This is a genomic window from Pseudomonas sp. 1L-C-7-B-C1 (assembly GCF_057291635.1).
In genome coordinates, this window is the sequence record NZ_JBXAWH010000005.1 from 89,978 (window position 1) to 113,572 (window position 23,595).

22 protein-coding genes are annotated in these 23,595 nt (G+C 60.8%); 6 read left to right on the forward strand and 16 right to left on the reverse strand.

The genetic code is table 11. The features are described 5' to 3' along the window. The first annotated feature begins 73 nt into the window (after window positions 1-73). Entirely contained in the window at window positions 74-1,753 is a 1,680-nt protein-coding gene (locus tag AC0Z8Z_RS09745) for an HAD family hydrolase (RefSeq protein WP_485618959.1), read from the forward strand. A 210-nt stretch (window positions 1,754-1,963) separates the two neighbouring features. Further along, window positions 1,964-2,611 (forward strand): BON domain-containing protein, encoded by a 648-nt coding sequence (locus AC0Z8Z_RS09750; RefSeq protein ID WP_485618960.1) that lies wholly within the window; start codon window positions 1,964-1,966, stop codon window positions 2,609-2,611. A gap of 231 nt (window positions 2,612-2,842) precedes the next feature. Here the strand turns inward: AC0Z8Z_RS09750 and AC0Z8Z_RS09755 are convergent, their stop codons facing one another. Beyond that, window positions 2,843-3,751 (reverse strand): universal stress protein, encoded by a 909-nt coding sequence (locus tag AC0Z8Z_RS09755; protein WP_485618961.1) that lies wholly within the window; start codon window positions 3,749-3,751, stop codon window positions 2,843-2,845. 418 nt (window positions 3,752-4,169) lie between these two features. Here AC0Z8Z_RS09755 and AC0Z8Z_RS09760 point away from each other — a divergent pair, with 418 nt between their 5' ends. Further along, complete coding sequence (locus AC0Z8Z_RS09760; RefSeq protein WP_485618962.1) at window positions 4,170-4,424, forward strand: SDR family NAD(P)-dependent oxidoreductase; 255 nt, start codon at window positions 4,170-4,172, stop codon at window positions 4,422-4,424. Next, window positions 4,415-5,185 (forward strand): SDR family NAD(P)-dependent oxidoreductase, encoded by a 771-nt coding sequence (locus tag AC0Z8Z_RS09765; protein ID WP_485618963.1) that lies wholly within the window; start codon window positions 4,415-4,417, stop codon window positions 5,183-5,185. Before AC0Z8Z_RS09760 ends, AC0Z8Z_RS09765 begins: the two co-directional genes overlap by 10 nt. Before the next feature lie 68 nt (window positions 5,186-5,253). Here the strand turns inward: AC0Z8Z_RS09765 and AC0Z8Z_RS09770 are convergent, their stop codons facing one another. From AC0Z8Z_RS09770 to AC0Z8Z_RS09790, 5 genes are all read right to left on the reverse strand, one after another. After that, a complete protein-coding gene (locus tag AC0Z8Z_RS09770) occupies window positions 5,254-6,054 on the reverse strand; it encodes a hypothetical protein (RefSeq protein ID WP_485618964.1) in 801 nt (266 codons plus the stop codon). Window positions 6,055-6,194: 140 nt separating this feature from the next. After that, entirely contained in the window at window positions 6,195-7,118 is a 924-nt protein-coding gene (locus AC0Z8Z_RS09775) for an alpha/beta fold hydrolase (protein ID WP_485618965.1), read from the reverse strand. A 101-nt stretch (window positions 7,119-7,219) separates the two neighbouring features. Further along, window positions 7,220-8,398 (reverse strand): MFS transporter, encoded by a 1,179-nt coding sequence (locus AC0Z8Z_RS09780; protein ID WP_485618966.1) that lies wholly within the window; start codon window positions 8,396-8,398, stop codon window positions 7,220-7,222. A gap of 45 nt (window positions 8,399-8,443) precedes the next feature. Next, on the reverse strand, window positions 8,444-9,142 hold the full coding sequence (locus tag AC0Z8Z_RS09785) for a haloacid dehalogenase type II (protein WP_485618967.1): 699 nt from the start codon (window positions 9,140-9,142) through the stop codon (window positions 8,444-8,446). Window positions 9,143-9,236: 94 nt separating this feature from the next. Beyond that, window positions 9,237-10,166 carry a LysR family transcriptional regulator gene (locus AC0Z8Z_RS09790; protein ID WP_485618968.1) on the reverse strand — a complete coding sequence of 310 codons (930 nt, stop codon included), beginning with the start codon at window positions 10,164-10,166 and terminating at the stop codon, window positions 9,237-9,239. 203 nt (window positions 10,167-10,369) lie between these two features. Between AC0Z8Z_RS09790 and AC0Z8Z_RS09795 the strand changes: the two genes are divergently transcribed. After that, window positions 10,370-11,353 (forward strand): amidohydrolase family protein, encoded by a 984-nt coding sequence (locus AC0Z8Z_RS09795; RefSeq protein ID WP_485618969.1) that lies wholly within the window; start codon window positions 10,370-10,372, stop codon window positions 11,351-11,353. A 43-nt stretch (window positions 11,354-11,396) separates the two neighbouring features. Here AC0Z8Z_RS09795 and cysC read toward each other — a convergent pair whose 3' ends face one another. From cysC to AC0Z8Z_RS09825, 6 genes are read right to left on the reverse strand one after another with little or no spacing between them, the layout of a single operon-like run. Beyond that, window positions 11,397-12,002, reverse strand: coding sequence for an adenylyl-sulfate kinase (gene cysC / locus AC0Z8Z_RS09800; RefSeq protein ID WP_485618970.1), 606 nt, complete (start codon window positions 12,000-12,002; stop codon window positions 11,397-11,399). Window positions 12,003-12,027: 25 nt separating this feature from the next. Then, a complete protein-coding gene (locus tag AC0Z8Z_RS09805) occupies window positions 12,028-12,810 on the reverse strand; it encodes a class I SAM-dependent methyltransferase (RefSeq protein WP_485618971.1) in 783 nt (260 codons plus the stop codon). After that, window positions 12,779-13,981 carry a hypothetical protein gene (locus AC0Z8Z_RS09810; RefSeq protein WP_485618972.1) on the reverse strand — a complete coding sequence of 401 codons (1,203 nt, stop codon included), beginning with the start codon at window positions 13,979-13,981 and terminating at the stop codon, window positions 12,779-12,781. The genes AC0Z8Z_RS09805 and AC0Z8Z_RS09810 overlap by 32 nt, the downstream gene beginning before the upstream one ends. Before the next feature lie 45 nt (window positions 13,982-14,026). Then, a complete protein-coding gene (locus AC0Z8Z_RS09815) occupies window positions 14,027-14,758 on the reverse strand; it encodes an SDR family NAD(P)-dependent oxidoreductase (protein ID WP_485618973.1) in 732 nt (243 codons plus the stop codon). Next, entirely contained in the window at window positions 14,755-15,492 is a 738-nt protein-coding gene (locus AC0Z8Z_RS09820) for a sulfotransferase-like domain-containing protein (protein WP_485618974.1), read from the reverse strand. Before AC0Z8Z_RS09820 ends, AC0Z8Z_RS09815 begins: the two co-directional genes overlap by 4 nt. After that, window positions 15,489-16,592 carry a transaldolase family protein gene (locus tag AC0Z8Z_RS09825; protein ID WP_485618975.1) on the reverse strand — a complete coding sequence of 368 codons (1,104 nt, stop codon included), beginning with the start codon at window positions 16,590-16,592 and terminating at the stop codon, window positions 15,489-15,491. Before AC0Z8Z_RS09825 ends, AC0Z8Z_RS09820 begins: the two co-directional genes overlap by 4 nt. A gap of 676 nt (window positions 16,593-17,268) precedes the next feature. Here AC0Z8Z_RS09825 and AC0Z8Z_RS09830 point away from each other — a divergent pair. After that, on the forward strand, window positions 17,269-17,811 hold the full coding sequence (locus tag AC0Z8Z_RS09830) for a cytochrome b (RefSeq protein WP_485618976.1): 543 nt from the start codon (window positions 17,269-17,271) through the stop codon (window positions 17,809-17,811). 10 nt (window positions 17,812-17,821) lie between these two features. Here the strand turns inward: AC0Z8Z_RS09830 and AC0Z8Z_RS09835 are convergent, their stop codons facing one another. The 4 genes from AC0Z8Z_RS09835 to AC0Z8Z_RS09850 form a co-directional block, all read right to left on the reverse strand. Further along, window positions 17,822-19,054 carry a cytochrome c biogenesis protein DipZ gene (locus AC0Z8Z_RS09835; protein ID WP_485618977.1) on the reverse strand — a complete coding sequence of 411 codons (1,233 nt, stop codon included), beginning with the start codon at window positions 19,052-19,054 and terminating at the stop codon, window positions 17,822-17,824. A gap of 237 nt (window positions 19,055-19,291) precedes the next feature. Continuing rightward, window positions 19,292-20,518, reverse strand: a complete 1,227-nt coding sequence (locus AC0Z8Z_RS09840) for an HlyD family secretion protein (RefSeq protein ID WP_485618978.1) — start codon at window positions 20,516-20,518, stop codon at window positions 19,292-19,294. Continuing rightward, on the reverse strand, window positions 20,515-22,194 hold the full coding sequence (locus AC0Z8Z_RS09845; RefSeq protein ID WP_485618979.1) for an MFS transporter: 1,680 nt from the start codon (window positions 22,192-22,194) through the stop codon (window positions 20,515-20,517). Before AC0Z8Z_RS09845 ends, AC0Z8Z_RS09840 begins: the two co-directional genes overlap by 4 nt. Before the next feature lie 81 nt (window positions 22,195-22,275). Then, entirely contained in the window at window positions 22,276-23,448 is a 1,173-nt protein-coding gene (locus tag AC0Z8Z_RS09850) for an XdhC family protein (protein ID WP_485618980.1), read from the reverse strand. Window positions 23,449-23,595: the final 147 nt, after the last annotated feature.

Consider the following 23,595-nt stretch of genomic DNA (forward strand, 5'->3'; position numbering starts at 1 on the left):
TTTAATGATCAGCACCCATAACCTGACTGATTCCAGACTGAGCAACTCCGGCTCAGCCCCTGGTGGAGCGAGCATGCATTTTCTGGCACTAGCGGTGGACTACGACGGCACCATTGCAGAGCACGGCAGCGTTCCAGAGCACGTCCTTGCATCGCTCATGACGCTCAAAACCAGCGGGCGCAAGCTGCTGCTAGTGACGGGCCGAGAGCTGCAAGCGCTCAAACACCATTTTCCACATCTTGACCTGTTTGACCTTGTGATAGCAGAAAACGGTGCGCTCCTGTACGACCCGCGCACGGATACCGAAGAGCTCATTGCCGCCGCGGCCTCGACCGAGTTGGTCGGCGGCCTGCGGGCCAAAAATGTAGCGCCATTGTCGGTGGGGCGATCGGTCATAGCCACGTGGCACCCCTTCGAGGGAGCAGTGATCGACACCATCCGCGCGCTTGGTCTTGAGTTGCAGATCACGTTCAACAAGGATGCGATCATGATCCTGCCGACGGGCGTGAATAAAGCATCGGGCCTGGCTGCCGGCTTGAGGCGGCTCGGTATATGCGAGCTGAATGTGGTAGCCGTTGGCGACGCAGAAAACGATCATGCCTTTCTGTCGATCTGCGGTTGCTCGGCCGCAGTGAGCAACGCCATCGACTCGATCAAGGCCGCCGCTGATATTCGCTTGAGTCAGGACCACGGCAGAGGGGTGTGCGAGCTGATAGAAATGCTGCTGGAAAAGGACGCAGCCCTGGTGCCTGTCGAGCGCACCGGTGTGCAACTGGGACAGACCATTGAAGGACGCAAGGTCTGGCTGGCCCCTGAATCGGTGATGCTGATCATTGGCAACTCGGGCTCAGGCAAGTCCAGCTACGTCACTTGGCTCAGCGAGCAAATGGTTCAGGCGCATCAGGAATTTTGCATCATTGATCCGGAGGGGGATTACCTGACGCTGGACGATGCGGTGACGATAGGAGGCCTGACGGTGCCACCGACGACAGAGGAATCCGTGCATCATCTACTGCTCGCTGGACTCAATGTGGTGGTGAGTACGCTTGCGCTGGATCCGGCAGCACGTGTGCAACTGTTCGGTGAACTACTGCCGTTCATCAAGGACCTGCGCAGTACTTCGGGTCGGCCCTACTGGTTGATCGTGGACGAAGCCCACTACATGCTCCCCCACTGCGCCCTCTGGCCGCGCGGGTTTCTGGGAAATGTCGGTGCAATTATTGTGGCCCTGGATTTCGATCAAGTGTGCCCGGCACTCCTTGAGGACGTGAGTACGCTGGTGACGTTGGGCAGCACCGCCAGAACGCTGGTCGAACAGTTCGCCAGGCGCATGCAACGTAGCTGCCCTGACTTTCCGGGGCGCATGCCCGGCCCTGAATATGCCTGCCTGTGGGACCTTCGCGAGGGCCAAGAAGTGGTCATGCTCGAGCAGCTCAAGCCTGCTCAACAACACCATCGTCACAGCGGCAAGTACGTCGCGGGGGATGTTGGTCCCTGGCATGCATTCCGCTTTCCTTCTCTGGGGGAGAGTGCCTCGAACCTGACTGAGTTCCTATCCTGCTCGACGCAGCTGGAGAATCCTGCACTGGACGGCCATCTGAAAGCAGAGGATTTTTCCAACTGGTTCCGCCAGATCATTCGTGACGATGTGCTCGCCAACAGGACCCACGCCATCGAGACAGACACAACTCTCACGCCGACAAGCGCCCTGGAGCGGATCAGCCAACTCGTGCGATCGCGCTATCACCTGTGAAAGAGGCGCGTGCAGACGTGAATGCCGCACGAGCGTGAGCTTAAGAGCAATCAATGTGCGCCCTGTCAATGGCGCAGCACGCCGACACTGCAGGCTGTTTAGACAAACCCTGACAAAGCTCAATATGTGTCCCATGCGCTGAGATTTTAATGATGGTTATCCACTGGGCGCCTCGCCACATGGATAATCAGCACCTCAGGAGCAGCGAACATGAACGATTTAGAGTTACGGCGAACCATTCTCGACGAGCTTGAGTTCCAGCCCCATATCGACGCGGCCGCCATCGGTGTGACCGTCAAGGACGGACTGGTCTGTCTGTCCGGTCATGTGAGTACGTACGCTGAAAAGATTGCCGCCGAACGCGCTGTCAAAAGCGTCAAGGGTGTAAAGGCGGTGGCGGAAGAAATTCAGGTTCATGTGCCCGGCGATCTGGACATTGACGATGAAGCCATCGCTTCGCGCTGCATGGACGTCATTCGCTGGAACAGCGCCCTGCCAGAAGAGCGCATCCAGATTAAAGTTCAGCAGGGCTGGGTCACTCTGGAAGGCGAAGTAGACTGGCAGTATCAAAGACAAGCGGCTCAAGACGCCGTGCGTAAACTGGCAGGGGTCGTTGATATCAATAACATGCTGGCGGTGAGGCCCGCGGCAACGCCTGAGGACATCAAGGAGCTGCTCGAAGCGGCGCTCGCCCGCAATGCGGAGTTGGACGCCAAGCGGATCAGGGTAATCGTTGAGGGCAAGACGGTGACACTTGAGGGCCATGTCCATCTTTGGCTCGAGCGCAAAGCGGCGCAAAATGCGGCATGGGCGATACCGGGCGTGACCCACGTCGAAAACCACCTGCTCATCGCGTAAGGCCAAGGCCTGGGGGCCTTCAAACCGATTACCCCAGACCTTGCTTCTGCCAGGCATTCCGGGAAATCTCAAAACACAACCCTTTCGGCTCGGCGGTTGACGATTACCCGGGGCACGCCGATGGATGCCATCGACGACTGACCGAATGGGCACTGCCCCCGCAGGCAGGCACTGCAACGGCAGCTCGAAGATCAGCAACCACGCTGACCTCCGTTGCCGTCGGCCGGAGCATTACGTCTGCGTCTCGGGGTTGATCGTCAACACGCTGGCGTGCAAGTGATGCGCCACTTGCTCGGTAGTGCTGCCCATCCATCTGTTCTTCACTGAGCGATGAACCGTGCCCATGACCACGACGTCGATACCCTCCTCGTCCATGAACGATTCGATCACTCTGGCTGGATTGCCGGTGATCATGTGACGACGGTCCTTTGGCACGCCATAGCGGTCCGCCAATTCGGCGAAGGCCTCACCCTCTGTCTGGTACATCTCGTCCATTACCGATGGCGCAGCGCCGTAACCGCCGTCAAGCGCAACGATGTAAGACAGGTCAAAGGCAAACAACAGGTGCAACTGAGCATCGCATTGGGTGGCGAGCCTTTCCGCCGCTTGAATGATTGTGTCATTGACGTGCTCGAACTGGTCCGCGGGGTGAAGAGGATCAACAGCCGCCAGAATCCTGCGCGGTAAACCGTGCTGAACCTGGCCGACCAAGTGCAGCGGTGCCGGGCAATCACGCAGCAGCCGCATGTCAAGACTGGTGAACAAAGCGCGGGTCAGCCAAGACTCGTGCTTCAAGTCCTTGATGACCATTGAGGGGCTGATCTCGCGTATATGGACCAGGATTTCTTCGAACGGCCTCTGCACCCACACCACCTCGGTAGTGACCTCGACCCCCATATGCCTGATGCCCCCGGCCTGCATCTCCAGCCAGTCACGATGACATTGCAGATAGCCTTCACGCATTTCCTCAATGGCCGTCTCGTTGGCAAGCCCGTCAGCAGCGAGGCCGTCTACGTAATCGAATGCAACGATGTGCAATGCGGCAGACATGGCCTTGGCCAATGCTGCCGCGCGATCAAACGCGGGCGTGCGAACAAGTAACGGGGTGGCTATCAGCAACAACCGCTCGGATTCAGCCATTTCACACCTCCATCAGGTTGAACAGCGCAGACGGTGGTCCACGCCGTGAATGTAAGACTGATTGTTGGCCAGCCGCAGACAGCGCCTGTTGATATAAGTCAGAAGGCAGTCGGTCGATCCTTGTTTTGCGGCTGCATCGGATCGGCCCGGTGAGTTGATAAAGATCAATTTGTCCGGCCTGATTGACGGTGGTTCGCGCAGTTAGAGCTTCGCGCCCGCGCTGTCACTGCCGGGTGGAGCGAGAATTTCCAAGCAGGTTGGCGCCAATTGCTCGCAAGCTGGCCAGATATTCCCCCTCAGCCGGCATAAGTCGCGGTGTTGCACAAATGAGCGCGGAAGATTATGAGGTGGGAGATCGCTCAGCAGAGGTCACTGATCCTGCTCAGGTCGCCGCACTGGTGACCTGGGCTGAATCACCATGGGGCTGATCGATGTGCTGGTGAACAACGCCGGCATGGCGTTTCAGGGCGAAGCCCAATTGTTCTCCGACTTGGCCCACATGAGCGTGGAGGTTTGGAACACCTCGATTGCCCGAAACCTGATGACTGCATTTTTGCTGATACCCGCCGTGCTACCAGGAATGCAAGGTCATCGCTCACCTGAACGTCATGCCCTGACCCGAAGTCATAAAAAACACTTCAGCCATGCCCCTCAAGGTGCCTTATGCGTTTGATACCGGAACTTAACAGTGGAGCACACGTGCTGATATGCGGAGCCAGCCGAGGTATTGGCCTGGCACTGTGCGCAGCGTTGCTCGCTCGCGATGATGTTACTCAGCTGTGGGCAGTATCGCGGGAAGCGACCACCTCTGCGGGGTTGGCAAAGCTCGCAGAGCAATATGGCGACCGTCTGAAACGCGTCGACTGCGACGCCCGGGATGAGCCATCCCTCGAAGCACTGGTGAGCGAGACGCTTGCAGGGTGCGATCATCTGCACCTCGTCATCAGTGCGCTGGGCATCCTTCATCAGGACGGCGCCAAAGCAGAAAAGGGTCTGGCGCAACTGTCGCTGGCCAGCCTGCAAGCGAGCTTCGCGACCAACACCTTTGCTCCCATCCTGCTGCTCAAACACCTGCTTCCGTTATTGCGCAGGCAGCCTTCGACGTTCGCGGCGCTGTCCGCGAGGGTTGGCTCCATTGGCGATAACCGATTGGGTGGCTGGTACAGCTACAGAGCCAGCAAAGCGGCGCTCAACCAGCTGCTGCACACGGCCAGTATCGAACTGAAACGCTTGAACCCTGCTTCTACTGTCCTCGCCATACACCCAGGCACAACGGATACGGACCTGTCCCGGCCATTCCAGGCGAATGTGCCTGAGGGTCAACTATTTGAAGCAGGTTTCTCGGCGGATCGCATTCTTGAGGTGGTAGGCGCACATGGGCCGGCGGACAGCGGGACATTCTGGGCCTGGGACGACAAACCCATTGTCTGGTGACGTGTGTCGGTCGAGAAATCCCTGCCAGGCATGTCCCCCCGAGAGAGGAAACATGCGGCAGGAATCGTTTAGAGCATGCCCGCTGCGTTGCGCACCCCTTCAGGGGCAGCTTTGGTTTCAGACAACGCCCCGCCATAAGCACCAGCCGCCATGGCGACCGGGTTGCCGCCACCGCCGATAAGGCCGACGGCTGCGCCTTTCGCAGTGTCCGCTGCGCCTCCGACGCCGCCTTTGAGCATCCCGCCGACACTGCCGTCGGACTCGCCGATGCCAGTCATCACGTTACTCAAACCGGGCACCATCCACAGTGCTTTCCCGACTTGCCCAGCGGCTCCGGTTAAACCGTCCTTGTTATGGCTTTGCTCGGCCACAGCCGTGTCCTTGGTGTGCGTGGGGGCAGCGTCGCCCCCGGCAGGTTGCTTACTCGCCCCGCCGCCGACTGACTGCAACAGCGCCCCGATCAACTTATCCAGCAGCTGCAGAAGCGGTGAGTTCTGCGTCGACTGCTCACCTGCGTTGCCCAGTCCCGGGCTCTGCTGAGCCAGGGACTGGTTTTGCAGACCCGACGGCCCGCCACTCCCGGCAGGGCCGCCATAGTTCACTGCGCCCGTGGTGGATTGCGTGGCGTATTGAGAATTCTGCGTGCTCTGGTCAGCCCGATAAATGGCCGCGCCGCCGCTGGCCAGAGCGCCCGTACCTTGGGCGACATTGCTGAAGTTGCCGGTGGCACGGCTGCCGCCGTTACCGGAGTCGGTGGGGGTATTCGAGGGTTTGCCCGCGTCGGGCGTCGGCTTGGCGTCCGGCTTGGAGGCATGGGGAGTGATGTCTGGTGTCTTGGGCGACGAGGCGCCGAGTCCGGGTAATTTCACGTTTTTCTCCAAACTGAAAGGTCGGTTGGCAGTGCCCCAGGCCCACTCTGGACCGCTTGCACGGATGCAGGCGTGTTGGATGTTGTAACGGGGCGATCGCTGTGAGGTTCGCGTGGGAGTGGGTAGCCCTTGTGTGGCGCCTAACGGCAGATCGGTTCCGCGGAAATAAAGGCTCCGGTCTGCAGCGGGGTCCCGATCTTCACTTCGCAGCAAAAAACAGCCTTCAGCGCGCTCGCCAGTTCAGCCGGCGCCTCCTCCGCCATGTGGTGGCCGCTATCGATTCCGATGCCGGTGACCTTCTGTTGTGCCCATGGCTGCCAAACAGCAATCACATCGCCGTAGAGGAATTCGAGGTCATCCTTCAATGACCAGATGACGTGAAGCGGGCATTGAATCCGGCGACCGGCCTCGCGGTCTTCCTTATCATGCAAGTGGTCCAGGGCGATGCCGGCGCGATAATCACCGAGCATTCCGATAACCGTTTCGGGGTCGTGGATCGCGGCCTGAAAATCCTCGAAATTCTCTTGGCCCATCGACTCGGCGCTGCCCCCGTACCAGGCTTTGGGGTCGGCGAAAATCGCCCGTTCAGGCTTGTCGGGTTGAGCATAGAAAAACCAGTGCCACCATGTGGAAGCAAACCGCGCTCCACACCGTTCGAGCGCTTCCAGGATGGGCACGCCATCCAGAATCGCCAATTTCAGCACCCGAGAGGGATGGTCAAGGGCCAGACGAAACGCCGCGTAGCTGCCCCGGTCATGACCTGCCACATGAAATTTATCGAAACCGAGGCGATCCATCAGGGCGATGCAATCACGCGCTTTCGCTCTTTTTGAAAACGCCTCGTGGTCATGGGGGTCGGCGGGCTTGCTGGACTGACCAAAACCTCTGAGGTCAGGGCAGATCACCGTAAAAGAGTCTGCCAGCAGTGGCGCAACCTGATGCCAGGTCGTGTGGGTCCGTGGATGACCATGGAGCAACAGCAACGGAGGACCAGAACCACCGTAGCGAACACGTAGCGTCGCCTCAGGCAGATCAATCATCGCGAGTTGGAAACCTTCGAACATGTTCACCTCCTGGTGACCTCCGACGGTAGTGCAGGCACCGCTGGCGTGCGCCCGTTTCAGACTCACCGATTTCAGATGGCCGTGCGCAACTTCCTGACAGCTCAGAAACGATCCCTTGGCCCGGAGATTCCACGCAGCAACACCGCAGAAGCAACAAACGCCAACGACGCCACCAGCACATTCGCAAAATACCCGGCGTTCAAGCCATACAGCCAGGCACTCAACAATCCACCCAACGTCCCACCCGTTTGATACACCGCGTTGAGCGATGAATTAAGACTTCCTCTTCGAGAAGCCTCAACCAGCCCCATGGCATCGCCCAATATCAACGCCAGCATCAGGTCTCGCCCGAACGCGAAGCCCATGTAGGCAGCGCCTTGTGCAAACGGTGAGCCCTCGACCCATGGGATCATCTGGATCACTGCCGCGATCGCCATCGAGGCGACGGCGCACAGCCGCAATGGATTGTTGAATCGACTGGCAAGCCTGGCAGAAAGCATCGCGCCGAAGAGTCCACCGACCTCACCGATGAAGATAACCGAGCCCACGGCATCGACGCCAAATGATGAAAGGCCGTGTTGCACAAGCCAGCTCGGGTACAGCCCCAGAAAAACGTACACGCCAATCGACCAGCAAAAGTACGCCGCCATCAACGGGCGGGTGCCGGGACTGGCTGACAGCGACGTCAACCGCTCCTTGTACATGGCCCAACTTATTCTCGAAGACGACAGCGAAGCTTGCGGCGGTGTCGGAAAGGTGAGCGCCAGCCCGGCAAGGGTGGCGCAAACGACCGCCAGGCCGACGACGGTGACTTGCCAGGACAGCAGCCCCCCGACGACAACCCCCATCGAGAGTGAGCACAGAAAGGCGATCGGCGCGGCGGTGGTGACATACCCCGCCGCCCGGGCGCGTTTGGGCTGGGGGACATAGTCCGCCAGGGCGGCGAAGATCGATGCGCCGATCATCGGCATGAACAGCCCTGTCGCCGCCCGGCTCAACACGATCATGGAAGCGCTTTGGGATGCGGCGGTGAACAGCAGCGTCAGGCAGCAAGCAACACCACCCACGGTGATGAACAACTTTCTGCCGAAGCGATCAATCAACGGGCCAAGCGCCAGATTACTGATCAGCGCCACGACCGGAAACGCGGCCAATATCCACCCGGAGTCACTGGGAGAAAGGTGCAGATCCCGCTGAATAAAAGGCAGCAGCGGAATCATCATCACCACGTTGAAGTTGATGATGAAAAACGCTATCCAGAGAATCCCGGTAACAAGCATGCGTGACCCCTTATCGGGTGGGGGACCGACAGTCGAGCCGGCAGGTCAGGACGGAATCAGCAACTGCGGCAGCCCGGAAAGGTCTTTCAATACAGCGTCAGGTTGCCATGCGGGGTCCAGGGGTTCGCCCTCTCGGTCGATCCAGACGGACCGAATGCCCAGTTCCTGGCAGACCTTCAGGTCACTGAACTGGCCCATGGCGACATGGATTGTTTCTGCTTTCGTAACACCCATCGCGGCGTAAGCGTGGTGAAAGAGCGCGTGATCGGGCTTGTACGCATGCGCCTGTTGGGCCGTGATGACAAAATCGATCGGTGTACCGATGGCGGTGATGGTGTCGGCAATCAGGTTATCAGAGGTGTTGCTGATGACGGCGATCCGGTAATGCTCGCGCAATCGGGCAAGCGCTTCGGGTACGTCGGGGTGGGGCTCGATCCTTCCCAGGGTCGTGAGCAAGGTCTCAAGGTCTGCCGCCGTGGCGTCATGACCGGTTTCGCGCAACGCCTGGTTCAGGCTCGCATCGAGTACCGCTTCATAGTCGCGAAACGGCGATTGCTGTTGATGCTCCATCGCAATCTCACGCAGGCGCGCCGCGAAACTGGCGACACTTTCCGTGGAGGCATGGGCCGACAGATGTCGCTCAAGGATGGACGCCGCCGCTCGCCGAACAGCGTCATGCCACTGCACAAGGGTGCCGTAACAATCGAAGGTAATGACTTTGATGCGGGAATCGAGCTCAAGCATGGAAGTGTTCTCCGAAGGCTGCGGAACGATGCCGCGTGTGGATCACAAAGGGAGTGACCCGGCGGAACGCGCTAAAACTCAGTGTCCGGGTTGTTCAAAGAGTTCCACCGGAATACGCCGCCTGGCAGGTGGAAATGATGATGTCCCTGAGCCTGCGGTGAACCGGGTCAGCGTGCATGCGGGGGTGCCAGAGCGCCGAGACTTTGAACGCCGGAACGGGTGACGGAAGATCAAAGCGGCCCAAGGTTTGGCAGCCCGGGGCAGAAGCCGCATCAGCGACGCAGGATGCCGGGACGATAGCGATCAGTTCCGACTGGCAAGCGATGCCCATGGCGTCCGGGTAGCCCGGCACCACAATGGTGATTCTTCGGCGCAGACCGATGCCTTCAAGTTCGTCATCCAGCGGCTTGATCGCGTGCCCCTCCTGCAACGCGACAACATGACCGCACGCGGCAAACTGCTCAAGCGTTACCGCCTCATTTTCCAGAATCGGGTGCCCGATCCGCGCCACGCCCACGTAGTGATCGTGGAAAAGAAAGCGGGTGCGAATTTCCGGTGCCGACGTTCCTATCCGCCCGATCTCCAGGTCAACCAGCCCCTCCCGAAGGAGTCGCGCATCCTTATCGGGCTTCGCTTCGAAACGCAGACAGATGCGTGGCGCTACGCCAAGAACCGCGTTCACCACCGGGCCGGAAAGCCACTTCATGAAGGATTCACTCGCGCGGACCGTGAACGTCAATTCGACCGACGCCATGTCCACCTGACTGATTTGCGGCCGCAGCACCGCCAGGGCATCTCGCGTCAACGTATGGACGTGATCCACCAGTTCCAGCGCGCGACGGGTGGGCACCAGCCCCCGTCCTGCGCGCACCAGCAACGGATCACCCGTCACCAAACGCAAGCGCGCCAGCGTACGGCTCATGGCCGAGTGGCTCAGGTTCAAGCGGCGAGCGGCGCCGGTCACGCTGCGTTCGACGAGTAAAGCATCCAGCGCCATGAGGAGGTTCAAATCAACGTTGCTCATATGGGAATCCGCCAAGGGTTGCGATGGCCAGCTATGGCGTCGGACGCAACTATAGTGTGATTCCTGTGCGCCTACCGCTTTTAGCAGGCCGACTTTATAGTCGAATCAATCCAAACGACCTTCGCAGCACAGCGTGCCGGGCGACGGTCAATGGGGCTGAATTATCTCGGTAGCCCCATTGCGCGGTGAGCGCGGAGAACAGGATGAAGCTGATAGGTATCGAAGAGCATTTTCTGACGGCGGAAGTACGCGACGCGTGGAGCGCAATCGGCCTCGAGCTGACCGACCCCAGCGTCCGCTTCCATGCCGGCGCCATCGAGAAACGCCTGACGAATCTCACCGACGAGCGTCTAGCGCTGATGGATGAAACAGGACTGGATGTTCAAGTGCTGTCGCTCACCACCCCGGCGCTTCACAACTTGGGCCCGGAAAGCGTTGATATGGCGCGCAGGATCAATGACAAGGTCGCCAGGGCAGTGGCGCGGCACCCCGACCGCCTTCAGGCGCTGGCTACGTTGCCGGTCAGCTCGCCAGAGCAGGCCGCCCTGGAACTGGAACGCTGTGTCACCGCCCTGGGTTTCAAAGGGACCATGCTGTGCGGGAGAGTGGGTGAACACAACCTGGACCACAGCCGCTTTCATTCCATCTTCGCCTGCGCTGAAGCGCTGACCGCACCGGTATTGCTCCACCCCCGAACACCGCCGACTGCCGTGCGCGAGGCTTATTACTCCGGATTCAACCCCACGCTGGATGCCTGTTTCGCAACCTTTGGTATGGGCTGGCACTACGATGCGGGTCTTCAGTTTCTGCGGCTGATCCTGTCTGGCACCTTTGATCGCTTGCCGAGGCTGCAGATTATTCTCGGCCACTGGGGCGAGCTGGTGTTGTTCTATGCCGAGCGCTTTGCGCGAATGGATCAGGTTGCCAGCCTTGAGCGCCCCATCGAGACGTACTTTCGCGACAACCTGTATGTGACGGCCAGCGGGATGTTTCTTCGTCATTATCTGGACCGTGCCGTCGAGATCGTCGGCACCGAGCGGTTGCTGTTTTCCACCGACTTCCCTTACCAGTACCGCCCGGGTCGGGATGCCCGAAATTTTTTGGAGCAGTGCGGCCTCGATCAAGAAGCGACCGAAGCGTTTGCCCATGGCAACTGGACGCGGTTGATCAGCGGCTTGCCAGCTTGAAGAGGTGCGGATGACCACGTGTGGTTATCCGCACCTCTTCCCCCTACCCTCGCGCCAACAACCACTCATCAATCATCTTCACCGCCCGCCCCACATCAACCTGATCACTGCGAATGTGCAGCTCGGGAAACACCGGCGGTTCATACGCTGAATCCACACCGGTAAACCCTGTAATTCCCCCCGCCCGCGCACGCCGGTACAACCCCTTCGGGTCCCGGGCTTCAGCCACCGCCAGCGGCACATCGACAAACACCTCCACAAACCGCGCACTGCCTACAATCGAGCGGGCCAGCTGCCGGGCCGAGCGCGTGGGCGAGATCAACGCCACCATCACCGTCAACCCTGCTCCAACCATCAACGCCGCGACTTCCGCCACCCGGCGCACGTTCTCTTCACGATCTTCGGCAGAGAAACTCAAGTCGCGGCACAGACCGGTGCGTACCGAATCGCCGTCCAGAATGCAGGTTGTCAACCCGCGAGCACTGAGCACCGGCCCGAGGTTGTCGACGATGGTGGATTTCCCCGCCGCCGACAGCCCGGTCAACCAGATGACCCGGGGTCTGGCGCCGGGCCTGGCCGAGGTGATTTCGCTAAACGGGTACGGCACCAGGTTGTTGTGCTGCGTCAGGCAAGGGGTATGGGTGATCATGACAATGCTCCTCCTTGAGTCAGCGTCAGGCATGGGCTTGATGAATGATGAAGTCCACGTTCATGACGTCGTAGATCGGTTTGAAATCGCCGTACGCATGGGGGGCGCGGAACCCCGCCGCGCGCAGTTCGTCCTGCAACTGGCGCGGGCGAATCGGGCACACGCGCAGCCGATATTGCGGCCCGTCGGCAAAGCGATAGACGAACTCGCACACCGACTCGTCCAGTTCGCCAAGGGTGACGTTGGCGGTGTCGCCGCAGTAGTAATAGCGCCCCGATGACCTGAAGCGGCCGGCGAGGATGGCTTCGAAATTGCGCTGATCGACCAACAGCAGCCCACCGGGTTTAAGCATCTGCCGAAACCGCTTCAACACGGCGATGCGCGCCTCGCGGTCGAACAAATGGCATAGCGAGCTGCCGAGGCACAGCACTGCGTCGAACTTGCCCAGTACGCGGGCGTCCAGCGCTTGCCAGTCGCAACGATGGAGCGGAACGTCGACCCCCAGCCGCGCGAAGTTGCGGCGGGCGCGATCCACCATGGTCGGGCTGCCGTCACAGGCAGTGACGTCAAACCCGGCCTTGTGCAGCTGGGCGGCATGAAAGCCGCTGCCGGTGGCGGCATCCAGCACCCGCCAGGCACAGGCGGGGCGCAGCAGATCGTAGAAGAAAGAGCCCTCGCCGGCCGCACGTTTGTCCCAGTCGATGAGTTCGTCCCAGCGCTCGACGAAATCCGCCGCGTACTGCCGGGCATAATCCTCCTCGGCAATGCCTGACAGGTCAGCAGGCGAAAGCGCGATAACCGGCGTCATGGGCGGCGACTCCTGCGTGATGGCTGTTGGTGTGGTGGCTCGCGTCGGCGTACGCCCGGTATTTGCTGCCCAGTTCCTCCGCCCACGCTGCAGAATCGCAAACGCGCATCTCGGCCATGGCGAAATTCAGTTCACGCTGCATGACCTGCCTCTGCGCCTCGCCGAACACCGCCGTGCCATCAGCGCGAATCAGGCTGATGCCGTCCAGGCGCTGCCCTGCTTCATTGACCTTGATGGCTTCTTCGCGCGTCACGCCGTAGGGCAGGTCGAGCAGCACCTTGCCCATGCCGACCTTGACCGGATAGCCACCGGGCAACCCGTGGGGACCGGGGGCGTGAACCCGCACCTCGTGATCGGCGTACAGGTTTTCCAGCACGGTCACCGCAGACATGGCGGTGAGATACTGCCCGTCGACGCCGCCGAGCCGACTGAATTCACGGGCGACGCAGCCAAAAATAGCTTCCGCCGTGTGCTCGTCGGTGCGCTCTTCGCCATCAATCCAGTAGGTCAGGTTGAAGCTCGCGTCGAGCTGCTGCGGCGGCAGGCCATGGCGGGGCACGCTGTGACTGAAATAGTGATGGCCGATGAGTTTGGCGCAAACCTGTGTCGGCAGGCAGTCGGTCAGATGCGCGATGGCGCTGCGCGTGGCCGGAACCAGGTTGGCGATGTTGCCGATGCCGACATCCGGCGCCATGCCGACCTTGTAGAGGATCGGATTGACGGCGTCCGGAAACGCCGCGTTGACCACCAGACTTTTCGGGCACGCCTGTTTGACGGCGCGCATCAGCGCGTAGGCCGGTGCCAGGTGCATCGGTAGCCAGGGCCCGAGCTGCGCCTGATCGAGGGCAGCGAAGCGCTCGGCCGGCAATTGCGTGATCACCCGCCAGGATTGCAGCGAGGCACAATTGACAATGATGTCCGGACGAATCTTCAGGAGCATCTCGGCATTGCGGTTGATGCACGACTCGCGCAGTTCCATCTCATGGCTGTGAATCTGAATCGCGACGTTTTGTTGAAGCGCGGCCAGTCGGATCAGGTTGCACATCCGCGTGGCCTTTTCGAGATCGCGGCTGGCGACGTGGAATTCGAACTGATTGCGCGGGGCCAGGACCTGCAGGATTTGCAGGCACAAATTGCCGCCGCCAACGATGAGCAGTTTCTTGCGGTGCATGGTGTTCTCCCTGAAATGCGTGAGGGACTGCGGTGTTCCTGATCGCTAGCGCGGGTAGGCGCCGTTATCCACTGCGAGGACTTTTCCGGTCAGGTGACGGCTCTTTTCCGAGAGCAGGAACAGAATGACGTCGGCCACGCCGTCTGGCTGGATGGGCGCCTTGATGATTTCCTGCCGCTCGTACTCCTTGAGGCGCGGCTCCGGAATACGGTCATGAATCGAGGTGTCGCGAATCAGCCCCGGCGACACGGCGTTCACCCGGATCCGGGGAGCGAAATTCCAGGCGTTGGCCTTGGTCAGGCCGATCACCCCAGCCTTCGTCGCGCCGTACAACGCGTCCATACTGCCGACCTCACCCGCAACCGACGTGACGTTGACGATGCTGCGCAAGTGCGTTGCGCCGGACTCGCGCCGGGCGAAATCCTTCGACAGATACACCAGCGACTTCAGATTGACGGCCCATATTTCCTCCACCTCCTCGTTGCTGTAGTCATAGACGCTCTTGCCGTGATAGATCCCGGCATTGTTCACCAGCGCCTCAAGTGCGTTGTGTCGGTGGCGGTCATAGAGGTCGCCGATGAATGACTGATAGACCTGCGGCTGAGAAAAGTCTGCCAGGTGCGTTTCCAGCCGATGCGTGGGCAGACGGGCCTGCAAGGCTTGCAGCCCCAGGCGATCCTTGTCAGCGGCGATGACGTAATAACCCGCCTCTACACAAGCAATGGCGGTGGCCTTGCCGATGCCGTTGGCGGCACCGGTGATGACGATTTTTTTCATGGCTGTCCCTGCTCGGTGAATTGATTCATGCGCTCATAAAAAGGTCGATGAAGCTGGTAGTAAGTCAGCAAGCGCGAATCAGCGTGCAGAGGACGCTCGTCGAAGTCGGCGCTGCCGGCTGTGATGGTGGTGCTGTTTTCCGCGTCCTTGTGCCAGCCGCGCCAGGTCTTCCATTGTTCGGGACATGTCGCGTTCCAGTTCAAGGCATCGGGCATGAAGTCCAGCTGCAGGTGGTCACACAGCCTGCGCACGGTATGTTCCGGGCGGCTGGCAAGGTCCTCGGCGTTGATCACCCAAGGGGTTTTGCCGGTCAGCCGCCTGACTTCGCAGAATATTTCGTACAGCGCCTGGTGACCGATCGCCTGCACCGGCATCTGCGGGAAGATCGCGTGATGGGAAAGAATCGCCCGGGCCGGATCGCGAATGATGAAGACGTTCTGCTGCTCCATTAAAAACTCGGCATCAGCCTTCAACGGGGCGAGACAGTGGTAGCACATGTCCTTGTGCAAGACAGACGAGCGCTGGCGGGCGTTGCGCAACAGGGCCTTGATCGCTTCGTAGTCACGGGGTATTCCGCAGTTGAGGTCGCCATGGGGAATGGCCGAATGCTCGTCGAAGGCCATGTGCGAAAAAGGCTCGTGGAACACCTCGAAGTCACCGCGCTCGATGAACACCCTTTCCAGCACCGTCGAGCGCGACCGAGGATGGGCCCACACGGCAATCATGCGGTTCATGCCCGGCCCTCCAGGGCCGCTTGCCGAAACGCTGACCGACGCACGAAACCTGGCGGATCCAGGGTGTCGGTGACAAAGCCTTGCAGGCGTTGCATGCCCAGGCGCACGTCATTGCCTGCGGTGAGGAACGCCGAATGACGCGCGTATTCGTCCTGGGTCAGGCCGCCTTCAAAATACGCCTGGTTGAAATAGGGAATGGCCAGAAGACGATCGAGGACTTTGCCGGGAATCTGCACCCACTCGGTGGCCGGTACGATGCTGCGCCCGGCCTGCTGACGACGCACGATAAACTCGATGAGCTGAGGCGTCAGCGTGTACAGCGTGGTATCGGCGCCGGTGCGCTGCAGGTGCCAGCAATGCTCGCGGCCGCGTGCATCGGTGTCGACCTTGATGCTGCACAGCAACAGTTGCGCCGGGGTCTCGCGCCGTCGCATCAGCGCCTGCATCGCCTGATACACCGCAAGCTCGGCCCAGCGTTTGTCCGTGCGGCTGAGGTTGATACGACTGCCCCGCGCCTGCCGCTCGAACTCCGTTTCCGCACCCAGCCGACCAATCATGAAGCTGACCACGTAACGCGCCCGCTCCGTGTTCACGCCGTTGGCGAGTGCACGCTGACGCCCGGCATGGATGGCCTTGAGGCAGGCCTCCAGCTGGGAAACGGTAAAACACAAGGTGTTGTTGATCGAGCAGCCCCGCGCCACCAACTGCTCTATGGCGCGATAGCCCTGGGCGCTGCCGGGGATCTTGATCATGATGTTCGGCGCCAGCGCCGCCAGTTCCAGCCCCCGCGCCACCAGCGCGTCCTGATTCATCCAGTGCCCGCCCTCGATTTGTGCCGACAGCCAGCCGTATCGGTGTCTTGAACGCTTGAACAGCGGCAGCAACGGTTGAGCGCTGTCGATGATCACCTGGTCGTAGAGCTGTCGCAGCCGGGGTTCGACCGACATCGACGTCGGCAAGGTGTGAAGGAAATCACGGTAGTGGGCTGCATTGCTCATGACAGCCTGACCGATGAGCGAAGGGTTGGTAGTGGCCCCGCTGACGCCGACATCTGAACTACCCGGTTCATCGGGCAACAGTCCGGTAATAACATCGCGCATGTCCGGATAATCCCGCACCAACTTGTTGGCACAGTCTTTATATACGGTCGGCGACGAATCAAACCACACTTGCGCATCGGAGTTATGACGTTTTAACAGATCAACAAAGCCCGAAGCATCCATGTAAATGCCCTTCCCTTTTCAATAGACCCAGGAAAATCGAGGCCCCCATTGCATACGGGCAAAATGCCAGCTTTTTCAAGCTGATAGTCAGGAATCTGAGCCGTCGAGGCATTAAGATGGATCCATGCAGATGACCTGTCAAACTGATTTAGACAGATTTTTAATGCCAATTCAGAATAAAAAGACGCCGTGCATATAGCTAATATCAAGATGAATGATTACTCAGCATTTTCCCGCTATTTGAATTTACTCAAACGAATGACATTTAATTTAAGTATCAGAATTAGTGCAAATCAGTATTAAGCAAGTCAGCCCATGAACTTTTCGAAGCCGCGATCTGTGAAATAATTAGTCATACCAATTATGAGGGATGGAACTGTTTCGTAGTGGAGGCGATAACGCTGCGGACATGTTTCACGCGTAAACGGGTGATGCTCCAGGTGCAGGTCGACTCGCACGTTGTCCTCGACGACCACCCGCCATTGGGTTATGAAAGCGCTGCGGCAGTGATTGCGCCGCGCCAGATCACAAAAACAGACCAAGAGACCTGACCGTGAGCAAACCTTCCGCTACCGAACGCTACAGCTATAAAGCCCGCTGGTTTCACTGGGTGATGGCGATCCTGATTGTGCTCGCCTACGCGCTGATCCTGAGCCGTACCCAACTCGCCCGTGGCAGCGACGCACGAACCTTCGTGGTGCAAACGCATTTCTGGGTCGGCATTGTCGTGCTGGTCATGGCATTTTTCCGCATCGCCGAGCGCCGCCGCCACACGCCGCCCGGCATCACCCCGCCTCTGGAAGGCGCGTTGCGTCTGGCCGCCACGTTGTCCCATTACGCGCTGTACGCCTTCCTGTTCGCGCAACCCCTGCTGGGTCTGTCCACGGTGCTGCTGGAACGCGGCGCCTTGCCAATTCCCCTGACCTCGCTGAGTATTCCGGCGCCGTTCGACCTCTCCAAGGACACCGCCGAAACACTGGAGCATTACCACGTCCTGCTGGGTACGATTTTCTACTACGTCATCGGCCTGCACGTGATCGCGGCGATCTGGCACCACGTTGTGCGCAAGGACAACACCGTCAGACGCATGGTGTAAGCGCGACCTTTCATTCGTCAGCGCCTCTCGCTTCAGCCTGTCCATGGGCCTCATCAAGGAGCTGGCGAATGACCTGCTCCTGGGTGTCGTAGGCGCCTTCGCCAAAGTGGCTGTAACGGATCTGCCCCCGGGCGTCGATGAGGTAATGCGCGGGCCAGTACTGATTGTCGAAAGCGCGCCAGATGGCATAGTCGTTGTCGACAGCGATCGGGTAATTCAGGCCCAGCCTGGCGACGTTCTTGCGCACATTGTCGATGTCCCGTTCGTAAGGGTATTCAGGGGTGTGCACGCCGATCACCACCAGGCCATCCTTCTCATACTTCTTCGCCCACTCATTGACGTGCGGAACGCTGTGCTGGCAGTTGATGCAGTCGAAGGTCCAAAAATCGACCAGCACCACCTTGCCGCGCAGGGATTCATCATCGAGCGGCGGCGAGTTGAGCCATGCCGTTGCGCCGGAGAGTGAAGGCATCGCGCCCTGGCTGCCGAGATTCGGTGCGGCGGCAGCGTTGACGCGGGTGACGACGTAGTCGATGGCTTTGGGCACGGCGCTGAGCAGGCCCTTTTCCACCGCGGCTGCGCCTTCAGACGTGGTGCCGGCGAGCAACTGATTCTGCGAGCCGGTGGCAAGGGTCACGGCCACCAGCAATGCAGCGAAGCCAACGCCACGCCGTAGCCAGGCAGTGACCGGCAGCGACAGTTTCAGCCGCGCGAGCAACTCGCGTCCGGCGAAGATCAGTACTCCCAACGACACCGCACTGCCAAGCCCGTACGCCAGTAGCAACAGGCTGGTCTGCGCATTCGGCCCCTGCAGCATCGCGCCGGTGAGAATGATCCCCAGAATCGGACCGGCACATGGCGCCCATAGCAAACCGGTCGCAACACCGATCGCCACTGACGCACAAGGACCGGACAGGCGCCGCGTAGCCGGGTCGAGCCGATTGCCCAGCGCCACCAGCGGCAGCATCAGCCAGTGACCCACGCGGACGGAAAGCAGCGACAGGGCAAACAGCGTCAGGATGACCAGCGCGATATCACGACCGATGCCGTTGGCCGCCACCACCCAGTCGCTGCTGACCACGGCCAGGCTTGAGACCAGCGCAAACGTCAGGGTCAGCCCCAGCAGGGTCATCAGCACCGACGACGCCGACCGATCGGCCCGGGCAAACAGAAAGGGGATGACCGGCAAGATGCAGGGGCTGAGCACCGTAACGATGCCGCCCAGAAACGCGATCAGAAACATGGCCGGCCCCCCACATCGCTGATGAGGGTGGCGGACAGGAAGGCAGTGGTGAGGTTTTTCCAGTTCATGGCGGGCTCCGGGCACTGGGCACGTTGGATGTAAGAGCGGCCGAGGCGTGTTGCCTCGCAGCCGCCATTCAACGTGCGGGAGGTGTCGCCGGTGTGTCGGAAATATCAGTCAACGAATCGGCACGTATCTGCCACGGGACGGGATACACGGCGATACAGGCGGGCCGATTCAGCGACCGTTCACCGAGTCCACCTTGCCATCCACCGGGTCCGGCGGTACGGCGCCGTCCTGGCTGGTGTCGATGCTGACCACCACCGACATCCCCGGTCGCAGGCGGTCGACGTCGTGCTGGTCGTCGTCGATGGTGATGCGCACCGGAATGCGCTGGGCGATCTTGACGAAGTTGCCGGTAGCGTTGTCGGCAGGCAGCAAGCTGAACTCGGACCCCGCTGCGGGGGAAATGCGCTGCACCCGGCCGCGCATCTTCAGATTTTCCAGGGCATCGACGGTGAAACTCACCGGCTGACCCAGACGCACGTTGGCCATCTGGGTTTCTTTCATGTTGGCGATGATCCAGCGCGGGCGCGGCACCAGCGCCATCAACTGTGCGCCGGAATTGACGTACGCACCCAGGCGCACCCCGATCTGACCCAGCTGACCGTCCCGAGGTGCGGTGATGCGCGTGTTGGTCAGATCGATCCGCGCCAGCTCAATGGCCGCCTCGGCATTCTTCACCGAGGCCTCCAGCGAGCCGCGATTGACGATCACCGTCTGCAGGTCCTGGCGGGAAATCTCCAGCGCCGCTTTGGCCTCGGCCAGCGCCGCCTTCGCTTGCGCATCTGCGGCACGGGTCACATCGAATTCGCTTTTCGACACTGAGCCGTCAGTCACCAGCGCCTGCCCGCGGCGGAGGTCGGCAGCGGCCTTGTCACTCTGCGCCTGGGCATTCGCGATAGCGGCCTGCCGCTGGGCGATAGTGGCTTCGGCGCTGCGCCGTTGCTGCAGATTATTGGCCAGTGCGGCCTGTTGAACGCCCAACTGAGCAATGCCCTGATCCAGGTGCTGCTGATAGATCCGGTCGTCGATGCGCACCAGCAAGTCGCCCTGCTTGACCCACTGAAAATCCTGCACCGGCACTTCGTACACATAGCCACTCAGCTGTGGGCCGATGATCGTGGTTTGCCCGCGAATCAGGGCGTTCTCGGTGCTTTCGATCGGGCTGCTGAACGGCGGCAACTGCCACGCATACAGCACGACCAGCACACCCGCCAAGGCGATGCCGCCGAACAGAATGGAGGACACCAGGCGTATACGCGCCGACCGCGGTTGCGTGGTGGCCGGCATCACCGCCGGCGCGGGCGCCGGAGCACTCGCCGAGGAAGGTGCAGCGTTGCCTGAAGCGCCGGGCGTCGTATCGCCAGTAGCGTTGCCAGAAGGTTTGCCGGGTTCTGTCATGAAGGTTGAGCGCCAGAAGGTGTTAAGGGAGATGCCGCAGGGGTCGCCGGCGTAAACGGCGCGACCGGCTCGGTGGTGATCCACAGCCAGGTGGCGCGGCTGGTGATCCAGATCATGGTCAGCACCGCGATGACCGCAATCAGCATGAATACATCGTTATAGGCCAGGGTATTGGCTTCGCGGGTGGCGGCCGTCGCCAGCGAGCGAATGCCCAGACTGGTGCGCGCCGCCGGGTCGGCGATGGCGGAAATATAGGTCCCGCTCGCGCTTTGCAGGCGCGACTGCACCTGAGCATCAATCAGCGTGACGTGTTCGACGATATGCGCCGAATGGAATTTCTCGCGCCAGACCTGAAAGGTGCCCAGCAACGCCGAGCCGATCAGGCTGCCGACGTTTTGAGTGATCCCGAACATCACCGAAAAACTGACCATATTGCGCGGGTTGCTGATCACCCCGCTGATGCCCAGTACCAGGGTTGGGCCAAGGAAGAAGGTGCCGCCGAACGCCAGCAAAAACTGGCTGAAGTACATCTGCGGTTCACGGGTCAGGCTGGTGGAGAAGCTGTCCATGCTCGAACCGATCGCCATCAGCGCCAGGGAAATGATTAATGGCTTGAACAGGTGCTGCGGATCGATCGTCAGTGCGCTGACCGCCAGGCCGGCGACGCTGCCCAGCAGCATAAACATATACAGCGTGTGCAACTGCTCGGTGCCCTGATTCAGGCCCTGAAGAAAACCGACCGCGCCAGTGGATTGTTCCGACAGCACGATCCGCGTCAGCAGCACGCCGAAGGCGAAGCGGATCATCCGGCCACTGCCCAGCCAGCGGGTGATCAACAACGGTCGGGTGCGATTGTGCTCGATACACAGCCCGGCAAGGATCAGCACGATGGACGACGCCAGGGCGATGCCGATCCAGGGCTCTTCAAGCCACCATTCAATCCGCCCCAGCGACAACGCCGCGCACAGTGCCGCGAAGCCTGATGCCAGCAAAGCGAAGGTCAGGAAATCGAGTTTTTCGAAAGCCTTGAAGCGGTCGCCCGGTGGCAACTTGAGAATCAGCACGCAGCCCAGGGACAGCAGGCACATGCCCAGTTCGAACAGGTAAAGCCCGCGCCATTCGGCAATCTGCAACAGGTCTTCGGAGACCAGTCGCGCCAGCGGTGTCGCCAGCTGCGCCGTGCCGAGGCCCAGCACCAGCGCTTTCATCCGCCACTTCTGCGGGAATGCCTGAATCATGTAGTACAGGCCCAGCGAACTCAGTGCCGCGCCGACCATGCCGTGGGCGGCACGAACGGCGATGGCTGACTCGATGTCGTTGACGAACAGGTGGGCGAAGGTGACCAGCGCGTACAGGACCAGGAACACTTCAGTGAAAGCCCGCAGACCAAACTGCTGGCGAAACTTCACCAGCAGCAGATTCATCGAGACGTTGGTCATGACGTAAGCAGCCGGCAGCCACGCGATCTCGGCCTGGGTGGCGCCCAGCGAGCCTTGCAGGTATTGGAGGTTGGCGACCACCAGCGCGTTGCCCAGCCCGCCGGTCAAGGCCACGATCACGCCGACGATGGCGTAGGCCCAGCGCTTGGGCGTTGCGTGCAAGGGCGTCGACGGCGACCCCGGCAACGTTGGTCGCTCGTGGGGGGCCCAGTCGTGGGGTTTGTACTTGTCGTTCATTGAGCGAACCTGATGGATGCCGTGCCGAGATCACTGAGAAGCGAGGGAGCCCATTCCTGCAAGAATGGTCCCCCGTTAAAACTAGCTGATCATTCTCAGTTCCCGCGCCTGCTCCAACGTCACATCCACCGCATGAATGCTTGCCTGTCGATGCTTGAGCATCCCGCCGCTGCGGCCGTTGAATACCGCGTTGATCTCCGCCAGGATCGACAAGGCCACGCTGTGCGGCGCATCGCCGCCCAAGTCGAGGCCGACCGGGTAATGCAGGCTGGTCTGCGCAGCGGCTTCACGGGTGCGCTCCGGAAGTTCATCGAGCAAACGCTCGGTGCGGCTGCGCGGCCCGAGCTGCCCGATATAGCGCGGCGTTGATTCAAGAACCTGCCCCAGCCAATGACGGTCTTGGCTCAGGCTGTGGGTCATCACCACCACGGCGGCATCGGCGACCATCGCATGGAGTTCGGGCATCGGTTGCAGGGGCGCTGAAAGCACCTGATCGGCATCCGGAAAACGCTGGAACCGGGCGAAATGCGAGCGCGCGTCGATCACCGTGATGTGCCAGCCCTGCAACCGCGCCATGCTGACCAGCGGCATGGCGTCATGACCGGCACCGAAGACCACCAGCCGACGCGGCGCTGCGATGTACTCAAGCAGCACTTCAACGGCGCCGTCCGCGCTGTCGTAGGTACGGGTGGCCGAGCGGCGGGCATCGAGCACCGTTTTCAGGTCCTCGGCCACCGCCGTCGCCAACCAGCGCTCACGCATTTCGATTTGCACCTGCCCGGATGCACGGATAGCCACCCGCTCGCCCAGCGCCGTGTGCCGTTCGCTTTGTGTGCCGATCACCGTCGCCAGCGCAGCGCCAACACCGCTGGCCTTGACCTCACGCAACACGTCCGCCACCAGACTTGCCGCCTGGGGATCTATCCGTTCGAAAAGGATGTGCACCGTGCCGTTACAACCCAGCCCGAAGCTGAGTTCGGCGTCTTCGAGCTCGTCGTCGTCCTCGCCCGTGCTGTACGTGCGCATGGACGGCTTGCCATTGGCCGTCAGCCACCAGGCCTTTTTGCTGACGTCGCTTTCCAGGCAGCCGCCGCTGACGGTGCCGGTCGACTCGCCCATCGGCGCGATGATCATCCGCGCACCCGGGCGTCGGTAAGCCGAACCCTCGACTTTGACCACCGTGGCGATCACCACTTCCTGCTGCCCGGTCTGCGCCTCATCAAGCGCCTCCAGCAGACTGGATAGATCATTCATGCGCGTCCCCAAAAACCGGTTCATTCATCTGGCGTAATTCGTTTGTCACCTGACACATACCCTGAAAAGCCACTGCCGTCTGTGACGCAAGTGCTGTTGTGCAGACTGCGAGTCGCCGCGCAGGTTCAGGTTTTGCCCGCGAAACAC

Coding starts and splice junctions, on each gene's coding strand:
- AC0Z8Z_RS09745 (WP_485618959.1), top strand. CDS start 74: ATGCATTTTCTGGCACTAGCGGTGGACTACGACGGCACCATTGCAGAG.
- AC0Z8Z_RS09750 (WP_485618960.1), top strand. CDS start 1,964: ATGAACGATTTAGAGTTACGGCGAACCATTCTCGACGAGCTTGAGTTC.
- AC0Z8Z_RS09755 (WP_485618961.1), bottom strand. CDS start 3,751: ATGGCTGAATCCGAGCGGTTGTTGCTGATAGCCACCCCGTTACTTGTT.
- AC0Z8Z_RS09760 (WP_485618962.1), top strand. CDS start 4,170: ATGGGGCTGATCGATGTGCTGGTGAACAACGCCGGCATGGCGTTTCAG.
- AC0Z8Z_RS09765 (WP_485618963.1), top strand. CDS start 4,415: ATGCGTTTGATACCGGAACTTAACAGTGGAGCACACGTGCTGATATGC.
- AC0Z8Z_RS09775 (WP_485618965.1), bottom strand. CDS start 7,118: ATGTTCGAAGGTTTCCAACTCGCGATGATTGATCTGCCTGAGGCGACG.
- AC0Z8Z_RS09780 (WP_485618966.1), bottom strand. CDS start 8,398: ATGCTTGTTACCGGGATTCTCTGGATAGCGTTTTTCATCATCAACTTC.
- AC0Z8Z_RS09785 (WP_485618967.1), bottom strand. CDS start 9,142: ATGCTTGAGCTCGATTCCCGCATCAAAGTCATTACCTTCGATTGTTAC.
- AC0Z8Z_RS09790 (WP_485618968.1), bottom strand. CDS start 10,166: ATGAGCAACGTTGATTTGAACCTCCTCATGGCGCTGGATGCTTTACTC.
- AC0Z8Z_RS09795 (WP_485618969.1), top strand. CDS start 10,370: ATGAAGCTGATAGGTATCGAAGAGCATTTTCTGACGGCGGAAGTACGC.
- cysC (WP_485618970.1), bottom strand. CDS start 12,002: ATGATCACCCATACCCCTTGCCTGACGCAGCACAACAACCTGGTGCCG.
- AC0Z8Z_RS09805 (WP_485618971.1), bottom strand. CDS start 12,810: ATGACGCCGGTTATCGCGCTTTCGCCTGCTGACCTGTCAGGCATTGCC.
- AC0Z8Z_RS09810 (WP_485618972.1), bottom strand. CDS start 13,981: ATGCACCGCAAGAAACTGCTCATCGTTGGCGGCGGCAATTTGTGCCTG.
- AC0Z8Z_RS09815 (WP_485618973.1), bottom strand. CDS start 14,758: ATGAAAAAAATCGTCATCACCGGTGCCGCCAACGGCATCGGCAAGGCC.
- AC0Z8Z_RS09820 (WP_485618974.1), bottom strand. CDS start 15,492: ATGAACCGCATGATTGCCGTGTGGGCCCATCCTCGGTCGCGCTCGACG.
- AC0Z8Z_RS09825 (WP_485618975.1), bottom strand. CDS start 16,592: ATGCGCGATGTTATTACCGGACTGTTGCCCGATGAACCGGGTAGTTCA.
- AC0Z8Z_RS09835 (WP_485618977.1), bottom strand. CDS start 19,054: ATGTTTCTGATCGCGTTTCTGGGCGGCATCGTTACGGTGCTCAGCCCC.
- AC0Z8Z_RS09840 (WP_485618978.1), bottom strand. CDS start 20,518: ATGACAGAACCCGGCAAACCTTCTGGCAACGCTACTGGCGATACGACG.
- AC0Z8Z_RS09845 (WP_485618979.1), bottom strand. CDS start 22,194: ATGAACGACAAGTACAAACCCCACGACTGGGCCCCCCACGAGCGACCA.
- AC0Z8Z_RS09850 (WP_485618980.1), bottom strand. CDS start 23,448: ATGAATGATCTATCCAGTCTGCTGGAGGCGCTTGATGAGGCGCAGACC.